We start from the raw sequence: 13,333 nt of genomic DNA on the forward strand, positions 1-13,333 counted from the left end.
AAAGAAGCAGCGGCAGATGGACCGCAGAGCGAACACCGCCAAAGCGCTGCGCATGTTTCTAGATACGATCACCGCACTGCAATCCGCCAACGACTATGGTCGGAACGCATTGGATGTTCTCGACCAAAGAGTCGGCTGGGACCGCCTGCTTCGGATGAAGCCTGAGCTCGAGTCGATGGTCGACGACAACGAGGCACCGCCGTTGACCGTGGCAGCCGAGCAATACGCGACCGTCCACAAATACGCTGGTGCGTTCCTTCTGGCTTTCACGTTCCGCTCGGCGCATCGCCACGATCCGCTTCTGGCGGCAATTGCGCTGCTGAAACGGCTTTATGTCGAGAAGCGGCGGACACTCCCGGATCGCGTGCCGCTCACCCACCTCAGCCAAACTGATCGACGGCTCATCTTCGAACAGGAAAAACCCGATCGCCGTCTCTACGAGATCGCGACGCTCGCTGCTTTGCGAGACCGCCTTAGATCTGCGGAGATCTGGGTCGACGGCAGCCGATCTTTCCGGCCGATTGACGAGCATCTGATGCCGCGGTCGATATTCATCACGATGAAGGAAGAAGATCGTCTCGGTTTGGGGGTCCAGGGCGACGGCGCGCAGTGGCTTACCGAAGCGCGTCAGATGCTCGACTTCAACCTGACGCGTCTGGCGCACAGAGCACGATCTGGAAAGCTCGAAGGAGTTCGCCTTGAGGCCGGAACGTTGATCGTCACACCAACCGTCGGCGAAGTCCCCTTGGCAGCCGAGGGACTGAATGCCGAGATCAGCGACATGTATCCGTTGGTCGAGGTTCCGGACCTGTTAAGGGAGGTGCATGAATGGACCGGCTTTACGGATCACTTCACGCATGTTCGCACCGGCGACGTCCCGAAAAATGTCTCTGCCATGCTCGCTGGTGTACTCGCCGATGCGACGAACCTCGGTCCGAAGCGAATGGCGGGCGCATCCAAGGGGATCAGCGCCCACCAGATAGGCTGGATGCGCACATTCCACGCTCGATCGGAAACCTACCGCGCAGCGCAAGCGTGCATCACCGATGCCCACACCCAGCATCCGTATTCCCGTCTTTGGGGCAATGGCACAACGTCATCGTCCGATGGCCAATTCTTCCGTGCGAGCGACCGAGCTGCAAAGCGCGGCGAAATCAACTTGCATTACGGCAGCGAGCCCGGATCAAAATTTTATAGCCATCTGTCAGATCAATACGGCTACTTCAGCATTTTGCCCATCAGTCCGACCGAGAGCGAGGCGGCCTATGTGCTCGATGGGCTCTTCGATCAGGACACGGTCCTCGACATCCAGGAACACTTTACTGACACCGGCGGTGCGAATGATCATATCTTCGGGCTGTTCGCCTTGATCGGAAAGCGGTTCTCACCGCGACTGCGCAATCTCAAAGACCGGAAGTTCCACACGTTCGAGAAAAGCGATGCATATCCGGCGCTGTCGAACCACATCGGGGCGCCGATCAATGCCAGTCTGATCCTCGATCATTGGGACGATCTGCTCCATCTCGCGACGTCGATCACGACGCGGTCCGTGGTGCCGTCTACGATCCTCAAGAAACTGTCCGCATCTCCGAAGCAAAGCCATCTCGCGACGGCACTCCGCGAACTCGGCCGTATCGAAAGATCGCTATTCATGATCGAATGGTACTCAAGTCCGGCACTCCGGCGGAGATGCCAAGCCGGTCTCAACAAGGGCGAGGCCGCCCATAAGCTGAAACGCGCTGTGTTCTTCCACGAGCGAGGCGAGATCCGCGATCGATCGTTCGAGAGCCAAGCGTTCCGCGCCTCTGGTCTCAACCTCGTCGTCAGTGCGATCGTCCACTGGAATACAGTCTATCTCGACCGTGCAATCACACAGCTGAAGCGAGCGGGTCGAGATATTCCTGATACTCTGTTGAAGCATATCTCGCCGCTCAGTTGGGAGCATATCAACCTTACCGGCATCTACACCTGGGATGCCGAACATCAGATGCCCAACGGATTTCGACCGCTCCGTCTGCCAGCCGGGCTGCGGTGGGTCGCTTAAGTTCTCATTCCGTTCGCCCTTAGCGTACGATTCCGCACTGCTCTTGTTCTGGCCCCTCGAAGCGGAGCTTCAGCTCGCCCAGGCCGATCTGGCCGTGGCGCTTGCCGAACAGGACGGCATCATCGAAGCCGAGCCGCCTTTCTGAGGCGGCATTTCTTCTGCTCGATCATGAGCCGGTCCGCCGGATCGACCGGCCTCGCGGCTGTCAGGGATTTCATCCCTCGACACTCCCGCCGGCTCGCGCCGGATACGGTCGCGCCCCTTCTAGGGCCGCGGGTCTCTTCTCTCTCTGACGTCCAATTTTACTCCAGCAAATCCGGCGTCAAGGACGGCGCGGTCTCCCCAATTTTTCCGCCACTGCGCTTTGGAAAAATCGGCTCCCCCGCTTGCGAGCCGCGTGCCGCGGTCCTTGACCCCTCTTTGCCACGGAGTGGCCGATCTCTGTCATCAACGAAGGAGATCACACAATGACAACCGATCAAAACCTTGCGCTCTACACCAAGCTTGCCGGCTTCCGGCTCTTTGTTCTCGCCAATCGCCTCGACTGCGACAGCGATTTCTCCCGAGAGCTTCACGATCGCCTGGTTGAGGGCCTGGAGGCGGCAAGCCAACGCGTCAGGGCCATCATGGGACTGGAGCGGAGCGTTCTTGCCGGCGACGACGAATATGTCGCGTACCGGCTGGACGGTGAGATCGACATCTTCGGGCGCTTCGCCGTCAATCTGCTGGATGAGCTCGACATCGATTTCGACACGCACGAATACCGTATCAACGGCGGCGAATGGATCAACGCCTTGTCGGCGGACTGCGACGGCATCGAGATCGACTATCCGGAGCTAGTCGCGTTGAGCGACATTGAACTCGGCTCGCTGGCGTCCATCATCAGAGATATCCGCCAGGAAACAGGCATCTCCATTCAGGCGGTGCGTGTGGTCTACACGAGAGGAGGTGGCGCCTGAGCGCCTCCTTGGCCGATCTTCTCAAATGCGGGGCCGGGAGCTTGCGATTGCGGCGAAACCGATCAATTGCAGATGCTCCTTGTCGGCAGGGCGTTATCTCTAATCGGGATGTTGCAGCCCGTTCGTCGGGACGCAACCTGGCGCCGCCGTAATTTTCCCCGCCGCTTTCTCCGGCTCCTCGCGGGATCAAAATTCAGCCATCGCCAGGTCCTCCACATCCGTTCCGGCCTTGCCAGGTGCATCTCTCCTTTCCGGTCTGCTTTCGATCCCCGCGATAACGCAATCGACAAGGAGATCCACATGCAACAGCTCGCTCAATTTCTCGCCGCCACCGGCCGCCGGCTCGGCGCCCTCAACAAGGTGATCAGCCACTTTTTCCGCAAGGGAAAGCTCGCCCTGAAAATTGCCGTGAAGATCCCACTCTTCGTCGAGATCGAGGTCTCGTTCGAGACCGATTGGAACCGGCGCCGATGAGCCCCCGCAGGCCCGCTTGGTCGGGCCCTTATTGTGGCGGCACCGAGGCGCGTGGACGATAGCCGCGTTTGCGCTTTTGTCGAAGCAGATCGAGGAACAGTTGGACGGCTTCCTCTTCCCGTCCGAAATGATGGACCATCATCTGGCCTCTGGCGCCAATTCGGCCCCACTTCCTGAGCAGGCAAATATCGCCAAAGAGGTTCGGCTCGATCGACATTGCATAGTAGCGCGCCATGTTCTTTGCGGCGTCCGTGCGTTCGACATATAGATGGTAGGGCTGCGCGATCATGACGCAAGAATCGCCGATCGCCGGAATCGCGTCCAACGACAGTTATGAATCGGTCAGGGAGGATCGATTCATATTCGTGATAACAGGCCAAAGATCGCTAGGGGCTTGGGCGAGACGCCGGTGGCGCACGGCTCTATTCGCGCCGCTCACGGAGCCCACAGATGGTCTCCGCCCCAAGGGGTGACGATCCTCTCGCGGCATTCAGCCACACCATCCATGCCTTGCGCCATCCCAGCGCCTGGCGAGGCCCTCCTCGACAAGAGTGTTGCCGAGCGATTGTCCCGATCGTGATAGGGTCCGAAGCTTGCGCCCATACTTGTCTTCGTCGCGCCAGCCGGCGGCAAGTGAGAAGTTGCCTGCATTCAGCAGAGTGAGCAGGCGTGCTTTCGCCGCCTCGCCTTTGATCCGTTCCGCCTCGCAGCGCGGTGGGCTGAGCTCCGGCGTGTCGATATCCGCGATGCGGATTTTCTCACCCCTGAACCAGAACGTATCGCCATCGACGACGCAGTTCATTCGCGTGCTTTCGCCGCAGAATGAAAACGAGGCCGATAGCGAGTCTGATGTCGGTGTCTTGGCCAAGATCGGCAGTCCGGGAAGATTGCCCGCGGCGCCGAAGACAAGCCAGCTTCCCGCAGCAACGATCATGGCAGCAAGGAGCGCCGTTATCGATCCGCGAGAGATGCTCCGTCCGGATCGCGGCGACTTTCCCTGCTGCCGATGTCGATCATCCCGGCCACCTTTCTTCCGCGGTCTTCTGAACGGAACCACGCTCGATTTTGCCACTTGCCCGTCCTTTCTGTTGAGCTCAACCTATCCCGGCCCCGGTTACATCCGCGTTTATGGTCTCGACCTTCGGCCGGGCCGGTAAGATGGTGTGCGCAAGCGGGGCGCAGTCGGTCCCGCCTCCCCTTCGGGCCACGATGTTGAGGCTCCTGCGGCTGTGCTCTCTCCCGCTTCCCGCACGACGAGAATTCCCGAAATACCGCCCTTTCGTGCGGCCGCTATGCTGATTTCTCCGATACTCTTCATTGTCCTCGATCGGCCTTGCTCGCTGCGCTGCGCGCCGACCGATCGAAGAGGTCGACGACTACTTGTCGGCTCGCGAAAACCTGTTCGGGTCGACGCACGCCTTCATGTCGTCACGCCGGAACCAGATCGCGCGGCCGCACCTGAGCGGCGGGTTGCCGGCCGTGAACACGATCTGCTCGTCGGCGCGCATGCGCAGCACTTCATGCGACTGTATCAGCGGTCGCGCGGCCAGCTGCTTCGATCGCGTGCGCGTCGAACCTCTCGCCTGGGAACTGCGGCTGACCTGGTCGATCTCGACCGTCGTCATGCCGCAGCGGCGCGAGATGTAGTCGGCGGTTTCCGGATCGTTGATCGCAGCGAACGATATCCAGCTCGCGCTTTCGAACCATTTGCTTGCGGCGTCGCGGCCGCCATAGGTCTCGCGCATCTGGCCGATCGACTGGTAGATCATGACAAGCGTGATGCCGTACTTTCGACCGGCGTCGCGGGCCGTCTCCACAATCCGCATGTAACCGAGGCGCGCCACCTCATCGAGAAGGAAGAGCGCCCTCCCCTGCATCTCGCCATTGCGGTTGTAGATTGCGTTCAGGAACGAGCCGATGATCACGCGCGCCAGGCCCGAATGCGTCTCGAGCGTCTTGAGATCGACGTTGATGAAAATGTCGGTCTTTCCCTCGCCGAGATCCTTCGTCGTGAAGCTTGAGCCCGAGACCAGGGCGGCGTAGTTGGGATAGGATAGCCAGTGCGTCTCCTTGACCGCATTGGCGTAGACGCCGGAGAAGGTCTCCGGCGTCATGTTGACGAAGGCTGCCACGTTCTCTTTGACGAAATCCGAGTCCGAATTGTCGTAGATCGATTGCAGGCGCTCGCGCAGTTTCGGCTCCGGCTCGGAGAGATTTTTGCGCACCTGCCGAAGCGTCTGGTCGCTTTCGCCGGTATGGCCGGAGAGGCAGACGTCGGCGATGAGCGCTGTCAGCAGTTGTAAGGCCGAGGCGCGGAAGAAGTCGTCGCGAACTCCACGTGTGCCGCCGCTGTCGCTCATGATCCATGAGGCGACAGCGGCGATATCCTCCTCTTTCGTCCCGCCGAACCGGCCGATCCAATCGAGCGCGTTGAAGCCGATCTCCGAGTGTTTCGGATCGAGGATGAAGACATCTCGGTCGGCATCGCTGCGGTGCTTCGACACCATTGGGGCAACCTCGTTCGATGGATCGAGGACGACGAGCGCGCCGCCCCATTTGAGCGCCGTCGGGATCGTGACCGACGTCGTCTTGAAACCGCCGGAGCCGGCAAAGACGATGCCATGCGAAGACCCGAACGAGCCGTCGAAGCACAAGAGCGGCGACTTGCCGCCCGCTCCCCACGTCTCGGCGCTGTCGGCGCGAAACGAGTGTGCAGCGGTACTGTCCCGGTCGACCCTGTAACGCTCGCCAACGACGATGCCGCCGTCTTCGGGAAACAGCTTTTCGGCTTGCGACAGTTTCATCCAGTCGGCCTCGCCATGCAGCGCCCGCTTGCCGGAGATGCGTTTCGGCTCGGCCTTGGCAAAGGCGGCATTGCCGGCGACCGCCACCCGCAGACCGAACAGCGCAGACATCAGTAGCGCCGCTGCGCCGATCGCCGTCGCAGGATCGGCATAATTGAGGATCGACTTGCCGGCTGGCACCTCGCCTCGAAACGCGGAGAGGCGCATCACCTCACGCAGGGTCGCAACGAAGAGCGTTGCTGCCCCGCCAGTGAAGACGCCCCAACCGGCTGAACTGATCCTTGCCGAGCCGGCGCTCGCAAACAGGAAAACGATGCCGACGAAGGACGCGACGGCATAGGGTAGAGCGATGCCCGCCCGGCCCAGCATCTGTCTTGCGGCGTCACTCTTGCCGAAGGCGGACAGCCAGTGTTCGACCCCCGCCAGGCCGCTCACCGTCAGCATCATCAATGCGCAGGGTGCAACGAGGAGGAGGAGCCTAGTCACCGCTCTCTCCAAACGCCGCAGCACCGATCGCGGTGAGGCGAGTGCGCTCCTGCTGATCGCCCTTCAGACGCTGGGCGGCATCGATGAGAAGTCCGAGCAGCAGCGCCCGCTTCTCGTAGCGAAGCCCCGCCTTGACGATGAGGCCGCCTAGCTCGATCTTTTCCCGCGTGTCCTTTTTGCGGGCGTCGGAAGTTACCGTACGCGCCATCCGCTCAAGCCTCAGCAGTCCCGCCCGCAGGCGCGCCAGGTGGGTTCTGCGCCGGGGACGTACTGGCCTCTCCGGCGGCACCTGCCCTTTTCCCTCCGTTCGAACCGCCCTTTCCTCCGCGAAACCGCTTCGCCAGTTCCTCGAAGCCTGCCAGCAGCTCTGCCTCATCGACTTCGATCTCGCCGAGACCCGCCTTGAGCGCGATCCGGCCGATGCGCTCGGCCTCCCGGGTCTCGGCTGCCTTGAGCTGCTCCTGGAGCCTGGCGATTTCGTCGCGGATTTTCGAGGATGGCTTCTTCATTTGGCTAATGTCTCCTGGGTGAGAAAGCGCGTCTTGCGAGGGCCAGTCTTCCCGATCGACGTGCGAAACGCACTAGGCGGATCATGCAATCGCCAGCGGCGATGCTTTGGTGAATGATCCCGGCCGTTCGAAGGACGGCTTCCAAGGGCGCAATTATACGTCGCTGTCGCGACGCCCTGCTTGAGGGCCCTGGCGGGGCCTGGGCTCTTGGACCGAAACCATTGATATCGTTTGCAACCGGGAAAGAATTTCGCCGTGGCCGTCCCTCATTTCTCCGTCAGCGTTGTTGCCCGCGGCTCCGGCCGCAGCGCCGTGCTGTCGGCGGCCTACCGGCACTGCGCCAAGATGGAATACGAACGGGAGGCGCGGACGATCGATTACACGCGCAAGCAGGGCTTGCTTCACGAGGAGTTCGTCGTTCCCGCCGATGCGCCGGACTGGCTGCGCGCGATGATATCAGACCGGTCGGTGTCCGATGCCTCCGAGGCTTTTTGGAACAAGGTCGAAGCGTTCGAGAAGCGAGCCGATGCGCAACTCGCAAAGGATGTGACGATCGCCCTGCCGATCGAGTTGACGCCCGAGCAGAATATTGCGCTGGTGCGGGATTTCGTCGAGCAGCACATCACGACGAAGGGCATGGTGGCGGACTGGGTCTATCACGACGCTCCCGGCAATCCGCATGTGCATCTCATGACCACCTTGCGTCCGCTGACCGCGGACGGTTTCGGCGCCAAGAAGATTGCGGTGACAGGACCGGACGGCAATCCGATCCGCAACGACGCCGGCAAGATCGTTTATGAACTCTGGGCCGGGAGCATCGACGATTTCAACGCGTTTCGTGATGGCTGGTTTGCCTGCCAGAACAGGCATCTGGCGCTCGCCGGTCTCGACATTCGCGTCGATGGCCGTTCCTTTGAAAAGCAAGGGATTGATCTCGAACCGACCATCCATCTCGGCGTCGGCACCAAGGCGATCGAGCGCAAAGCCGATGGAGCCTCCAAGCCGTTGGACCTCGAGCGCCTCGAACTGCAGGACGCTCGCAGGGCCGAGAACGCGAAACGGATCGACCGAAATCCTGAACTGGTCCTCGCCTTGATCATGCGCGAGAAGAGCGTGTTCGACGAGCGCGACGTGGCGAAGATCCTGCACCGCTACGTCGATGACGCGGATCTGTTCCGAAGCCTCATGGTCCGGATCATTCTGCACCCCGACACGTTCCGCATCGAGCGCGAGCGGGTCGACCTTGCCAGCGGCATCCGAATGCCTGCCAAGTACACGACGCGCGACATGATCCGGCTCGAAGCCGAGATGGCCAATCGCGCCGTCTGGCTGTCCCAGCGCTCTTCTCATGGCCTTCGCGACGCAGTGCTGGCGGCGACATTTGCGCGTCACGAGCGTCTGTCGGGCGAGCAGAAAACCGCGATCGAACATGTGGCGGGACCGGAGCGGATCACTGCCGTGATCGGCCGCGCCGGCGCCGGCAAGACGACGATGATGAAGGCGGCGCGTGAGGCCTGGGAAGCGGCAGGCTATCGTGTTGTCGGAGGCGCGCTCGCCGGCAAGGCGGCCGAGGGCCTGGAGAAGGAAGCGGGCATCATCTCTCGCACACTTGCGTCGTGGGAGCTTCGCTGGAACCAAGGCCGAGATCAGGTCGACGGCAAGACTGTGTTCGTTCTCGACGAGGCCGGCATGGTATCATCTAGGCAGATGGCGCTGTTCGTCGAAGCCGTGACGAAAGCCGGCGCCAAGCTCGTTCTCGTCGGCGATCCCGAACAGCTTCAACCGATCGAAGCCGGTGCCGCCTTCCGCGCCATCGCCGATCGCATCGGCTATGCCGAACTCGAAACCATCTATCGCCAGCGCGAGCAATGGATGCGTGACGCCTCGCTCGACCTTGCTCGCGGCAATGTCGGCAAGGCGGTCGATGCTTACCGCGCCAATGGCAAGGTGATCGGATGGGATCTCAAGGCCGAGGCGGTCGACAAGCTGATCACCGCCTGGGACCGCGATTACGATCCCGCGAAGACCTCGCTGATCCTCGCTCATCTGCGCCGGGACGTGCGCATGCTCAACCAGATGGCGCGTATCAAACTCATCGAACGCGGGGTTCTCGATGAGGGAACCATGTTCAAGACCGCCGATGGCGAACGCAACTTTGCCGTCGGCGACCAGATCGTATTCCTCAAGAACGAGGGATCACTGGGCGTCAAGAACGGTATGCTGGCCAAGGTCGTGGGAGTGGGGCCGGGACACATCACCGCGCGGATCGGCGATGGGGAGAATGCCCGCCACGTGCTGGTCGAACAGCGCTTCTACAACAACCTCGATCATGGCTATGCCACGACCATCCACAAGAGCCAGGGCGCGACGGTCGACAAGGTCAAGGTGCTCGCTTCCCTTTCGCTTGACCGCCATCTCACCTATGTCGCCATGACCCGTCATCGTGAGGACCTGGCCGTCTATTACGGGCGCAGATCCTTCGCGAAGAACGGCGGGTTGATCCCGATCCTGTCGCGGAGGGACGCGAAGGAAACGACGCTCGATTACGAGAAGAGTGCCTTCTACCGCGAGGCGCTTCGCTTTGCCGAAACGCGCGGTCTCAATCTCGTCAACGTCGCCCGGACCCTGGTTCGCGACCGGATGGAATGGCTCGTCAGTCAGAAGCAAAAACTTGCCAATCTCGGTGTCCGCCTTGCCGCTGTTGCCGGCAGGCTCCGGCTCGTCCGCGGCGCCGCGCAGTCCCCAACCCAACCCAGCACCAAGGAGGCAAAGCCGATGGTCTCGGGCATCACAACCTTCGCCAAATCGGTCGATCAGGCGATCGAGGACAAGGTTGCCGCCGATCCAGGATTGAAGAAGCAGTGGGAGGAGGTCTCGACCCGCTTCCATCTCGTCTATGCCCAGCCGGAAAGCGCGTTCAAGGCAGTCAATGTCGACGCGATGCTGAAGGACGAGGCCGCTCAGAAATCCGCGCTGGCGACGATCGGATCGAACCCTGAACACTTCGGTGCGCTGAAGGGCAAAACCGGAATCCTCGCCAGCCGCGCCGACAGGCAGGAGCGAGAAAAGGCACAAACGAATGCGCCGGCGCTGGCCCGTAATTTGGAGCGGTATCTGCGCCAGCGGGCAGAGGCGGAACGTAAGTTCGAGGTCGAAGAGCGCGCCGTCCGGCTGAAGGTCTCGATCGATATTCCCGCACTCTCTCCAAACGCAAAACAAACATTGGAACGCGTTCGCGATGCGATCGACCGGAACGACCTGCCCGCCGGCCTCGAATATGCGCTCGCCGACAAAATGGTGAAGGCGGAACTGGAGGGTTTTGCCAAGGCGGTATCCGAGCGGTTCGGCGAGCGAACCTTCCTGTCGCTTGCGGCCAAGGACCCCAACGGACAGACCTTCAACGCCGTCACGTCGGCAATGACAGCCGGACAGAAGGCCGAGGTTCAAGGGGCGTGGAATTCGATGCGGACGGTGCAGCAACTGGCCGCACATGAGCGCACGACCGAGGCGCTGAAACAGGCAGAGACGCTTCGCCAGACGAAGAGCCAGGGGCTGTCGCTCAAATGAAGACACACGTTTCTGCGTTTGGGACGCGACGCACGCAGAGGACGAACGCAATCGTGCTCTTGTCCTTGGTGACGTCCATCGTTGGCACCGGTGTTGCTACGGCAATCGTCGGCGGTTTTCGCATCAACCTGACACCGAGCGAACCTCTCGGACTGTGGCGTATCTTGACACCCGATCGCCCGGTGGCCCCTGGAGACCTTGTCTTCATTTGTCCGCCGCAAACGACAGTTATGCGGGAGGCAAGACAGCGCGGCTATCTCCGCTCCGGCACCTGCCCGGGCGGCGTCGCGCCGCTCATCAAGACCGTCGTCGGAGTCGCCGGGCAGCATGTCGAAATCGGCGCCGGCGTGACGATCGATGGGCGCCCGATCCCATTTTCCGATCTGGCAGAGCGGGACGGCAATGGCCGGCCGATGACACCGTTTTCAGGCGGCGTCGTGCCTGACGAAAGCGTCTTTCTCCATTCACCCTTCAGGAGCTCCTATGACTCCCGTTATTTCGGTCCTCTGCCCGCCTCCGGGATCCTCGGCATGGCGCAACCGGTGCTCACCTATGCGCCGTGAGCACCTTCAACCGACCACATTGATTGCCGTTTCAATCGTCGCCGGGACGCTGGGATGGAGTGGCTATGTCCTGCTTCTCCCGGTCGCGTTCGCGTTTCCGGTTCTCTGGGCGCTTGCGCGAACGAGGCGGACGGCCGCGGCTGTCTCGGCCGGCTATTTCCTGGCCGCATCCCGGGGATTGCCGCAGGGCGTCGCGACCTACTATTCCTCGGACCTTTGGCCTGGATTATTGCTCTGGCTCTCTGCGTCCACCGGCTTCGTCATCGTGCATACCGTCCTCTGGACGAAGAGGAAGGGCGCCCGTCCGTGCCACTATCTGCTGGCAGCGGTCCTGATGGCCATTCCGCCATTCGGCATCACCGGCTGGGCTCATCCAATCACTGCTGCGGGCGTGCTGTTTCCAGGATGGGGATGGTGGGGACTGGCTGCGGCGACAGCCGGCCTCATGGGCCTCGTAACCCGCATGTGGCCAGCTGTCGCGATTGTCCTGGCAGGCTTTTGGATTGGGTCCGCCGCGACCTGGGACGAACCGAAACTACCGAAATCCTGGCAGGGGGTCGACCTCGAAATGGGCGCATCGCTCGGGCGGGACACCAGCATCGAGCGCCACCGTGATCTGATTGCAACGATGACGGATCGGGCATCGGGCGGCGTCCGCACGATCGTTCTTCCCGAAAGCGCGCTCGGCTTCTGGACGCCGACCGTCGAACGGTTCTGGGTGCGAGCTCTGCGGGGAACTGATGCCACCATTATCGCCGGCGCGGCCGTTGTCGATGCGGGCGGATACGACAATGTTCTGATCGCCATCTCCGGCGACGGGGCTCGGCTCCTTTATCGCGAGCGCATGCCGGTGCCAGGCTCGATGTGGCAACCTTGGCGTCCCTTGCTCGGTGAGAGCGGTGGCGCGCGAGCGCACTTCTTCGCCAATCCCATCGTGACCGTCGACGACAGTCGCGCCGCACCCCTGATTTGCTACGAGCAACTGATCGTCTGGCCCATTCTCCAATCCATGGTCCACGATCCCGACGTCGTCATTGCCGTCGGCAACGGCTGGTGGACCAAGGGGACATCGATCGTGGCTATCCAGCGCGCCAGCACGCAAGCTTGGGCGCGCCTATTCGACAAACCCGTCATTCTTTCCTTCAACACTTGAGTTCCAAGGAGCCCGTATGCTCGACGCTGCCCTGATCCAACAATGCGCCGACCCCTCTTTGAAGCCCGCAATCGTCGAGCAGTTCGTGACCGCGGCCGGCACGAATGATCCGCTGGCCGTCACCGTCAAATCAGGTGGCCGATTGATCCTCGTTCCGAAGGCGACAACGCAGGATGAGGCGATGGCGATCATTCGGCAGTATGTCGGCCAGGCCGTGGTGCGCGTCGGCCTGACGCAGTTTCCGGCGGGCATCGGTGTGAAGAAGGCCGCCGATCTGAAGCCCGATCTTGTCGATCCTTGCGAAAACCTCAGCAAGGGAACGGCCATGTTTGCCAAGGTCTTGCGGATTGTCGCGAAGTGGTACGGCAATCCGAAGAGCGACGATGTCTTCCCGCAGATTTTCGACGATGCCGTCTATGCCTGGAAGACCGGCGAGTTCGAGGGAGTGAGCGTCTTCCAGGCGCAGGACCCGGCCGGGGCTATCTCAAATCAGCGCGATCAAATCGTCGGCAAGGAGACCGATACTGTGGACGAGGACGCTTCGCCACGGACCGAGACCGAACCTCAAAATGAGAGGCAAGTAGGCGAAGCGGGAATGCGTATCGATCTTTCGCGGATTGGTGGGCAAAAGTAACATCCCGGCCTTGTCCAGAACGATGAGACGCGATCGATACGCGGCCTCGTGGGCCTATCGAAGGCGAGCAGGCGACTGGGGAAATGCTTCTTGCTCGCCCACCGGCTCGGCCCTTCCTATATCTTTCGTAACGATTGCAT

12 protein-coding genes are annotated in these 13,333 nt (G+C 61.6%); 7 read left to right on the forward strand and 5 right to left on the reverse strand.

Features of this window, described 5'->3' with window-relative positions:
* From BN77_RS27720 to BN77_RS34300, 3 genes are all read left to right on the forward strand, one after another.
* A partial coding sequence (locus BN77_RS27720) for a Tn3 family transposase (protein WP_040678986.1) occupies nucleotides 1-2,044 on the forward strand: 2,044 nt, incomplete at its 5' end.
* 467 nt (nucleotides 2,045-2,511) lie between these two features.
* Nucleotides 2,512-3,003, forward strand: a complete 492-nt coding sequence (locus BN77_RS27725; protein WP_007538546.1) for a hypothetical protein — start codon at nucleotides 2,512-2,514, stop codon at nucleotides 3,001-3,003.
* Between the two features lie 300 nt (nucleotides 3,004-3,303).
* On the forward strand, nucleotides 3,304-3,477 hold the full coding sequence (locus tag BN77_RS34300; protein ID WP_167540388.1) for a hypothetical protein: 174 nt from the start codon (nucleotides 3,304-3,306) through the stop codon (nucleotides 3,475-3,477).
* A 28-nt stretch (nucleotides 3,478-3,505) separates the two neighbouring features.
* Here BN77_RS34300 and BN77_RS27735 read toward each other — a convergent pair whose 3' ends face one another.
* The 5 genes from BN77_RS27735 to traC form a co-directional block, all read right to left on the reverse strand.
* Nucleotides 3,506-3,766 carry a WGR domain-containing protein gene (locus BN77_RS27735; protein ID WP_040678987.1) on the reverse strand — a complete coding sequence of 87 codons (261 nt, stop codon included), beginning with the start codon at nucleotides 3,764-3,766 and terminating at the stop codon, nucleotides 3,506-3,508.
* 201 nt (nucleotides 3,767-3,967) lie between these two features.
* A complete protein-coding gene (locus BN77_RS27740; RefSeq protein ID WP_007538552.1) occupies nucleotides 3,968-4,411 on the reverse strand; it encodes a thermonuclease family protein in 444 nt (147 codons plus the stop codon).
* Nucleotides 4,412-4,853: 442 nt separating this feature from the next.
* Complete coding sequence (gene traG / locus BN77_RS27745; RefSeq protein ID WP_007538557.1) at nucleotides 4,854-6,728, reverse strand: Ti-type conjugative transfer system protein TraG; 1,875 nt, start codon at nucleotides 6,726-6,728, stop codon at nucleotides 4,854-4,856.
* Nucleotides 6,729-6,759: 31 nt separating this feature from the next.
* Nucleotides 6,760-6,975, reverse strand: coding sequence for a type IV conjugative transfer system coupling protein TraD (gene traD, locus BN77_RS27750; protein WP_007538560.1), 216 nt, complete (start codon nucleotides 6,973-6,975; stop codon nucleotides 6,760-6,762).
* A gap of 4 nt (nucleotides 6,976-6,979) precedes the next feature.
* Complete coding sequence (gene traC / locus BN77_RS27755; protein ID WP_007538562.1) at nucleotides 6,980-7,276, reverse strand: conjugal transfer protein TraC; 297 nt, start codon at nucleotides 7,274-7,276, stop codon at nucleotides 6,980-6,982.
* Between the two features lie 255 nt (nucleotides 7,277-7,531).
* On the opposite strand from traC, the gene traA reads away from it, so the two are divergent.
* The 4 genes from traA to BN77_RS27775 are packed head-to-tail and all read left to right on the forward strand — an operon-like array spanning nucleotide 7,532 to nucleotide 13,193.
* Nucleotides 7,532-10,843, forward strand: a complete 3,312-nt coding sequence (traA, locus tag BN77_RS27760; RefSeq protein ID WP_007538564.1) for a Ti-type conjugative transfer relaxase TraA — start codon at nucleotides 7,532-7,534, stop codon at nucleotides 10,841-10,843.
* Nucleotides 10,840-11,406 carry a conjugative transfer signal peptidase TraF gene (gene traF / locus BN77_RS27765; RefSeq protein WP_051177298.1) on the forward strand — a complete coding sequence of 189 codons (567 nt, stop codon included), beginning with the start codon at nucleotides 10,840-10,842 and terminating at the stop codon, nucleotides 11,404-11,406. Before traA ends, traF begins: the two co-directional genes overlap by 4 nt.
* Nucleotides 11,396-12,559 (forward strand): conjugal transfer protein TraB, encoded by a 1,164-nt coding sequence (locus BN77_RS27770; RefSeq protein WP_007538567.1) that lies wholly within the window; start codon nucleotides 11,396-11,398, stop codon nucleotides 12,557-12,559. The genes traF and BN77_RS27770 overlap by 11 nt, the downstream gene beginning before the upstream one ends.
* Nucleotides 12,560-12,575: 16 nt before the next feature.
* On the forward strand, nucleotides 12,576-13,193 hold the full coding sequence (locus tag BN77_RS27775; RefSeq protein ID WP_007538570.1) for a TraH family protein: 618 nt from the start codon (nucleotides 12,576-12,578) through the stop codon (nucleotides 13,191-13,193).
* Nucleotides 13,194-13,333 lie beyond the last annotated feature (140 nt).

The organism is Rhizobium mesoamericanum STM3625 (genome assembly GCF_000312665.1).
In the GTDB taxonomy this organism is placed as follows: Bacteria; Pseudomonadota; Alphaproteobacteria; order Rhizobiales; family Rhizobiaceae; genus Rhizobium; species Rhizobium mesoamericanum.

Excerpts from the sequence above, each read along its gene's own strand:
- BN77_RS27725 (WP_007538546.1), top strand. The coding sequence starts at position 2,512 with ATGACAACCGATCAAAACCTTGCGCTCTACACCAAGCTTGCCGGCTTC.
- BN77_RS34300 (WP_167540388.1), top strand. The coding sequence starts at position 3,304 with ATGCAACAGCTCGCTCAATTTCTCGCCGCCACCGGCCGCCGGCTCGGC.
- BN77_RS27735 (WP_040678987.1), bottom strand. The coding sequence starts at position 3,766 with ATGATCGCGCAGCCCTACCATCTATATGTCGAACGCACGGACGCCGCA.
- BN77_RS27740 (WP_007538552.1), bottom strand. The coding sequence starts at position 4,411 with ATGATCGTTGCTGCGGGAAGCTGGCTTGTCTTCGGCGCCGCGGGCAAT.
- traG (WP_007538557.1), bottom strand. The coding sequence starts at position 6,728 with ATGATGCTGACGGTGAGCGGCCTGGCGGGGGTCGAACACTGGCTGTCC.
- traD (WP_007538560.1), bottom strand. The coding sequence starts at position 6,975 with ATGGCGCGTACGGTAACTTCCGACGCCCGCAAAAAGGACACGCGGGAA.
- traC (WP_007538562.1), bottom strand. The coding sequence starts at position 7,276 with ATGAAGAAGCCATCCTCGAAAATCCGCGACGAAATCGCCAGGCTCCAG.
- traF (WP_051177298.1), top strand. The coding sequence starts at position 10,840 with ATGAAGACACACGTTTCTGCGTTTGGGACGCGACGCACGCAGAGGACG.
- BN77_RS27770 (WP_007538567.1), top strand. The coding sequence starts at position 11,396 with ATGCGCCGTGAGCACCTTCAACCGACCACATTGATTGCCGTTTCAATC.
- BN77_RS27775 (WP_007538570.1), top strand. The coding sequence starts at position 12,576 with ATGCTCGACGCTGCCCTGATCCAACAATGCGCCGACCCCTCTTTGAAG.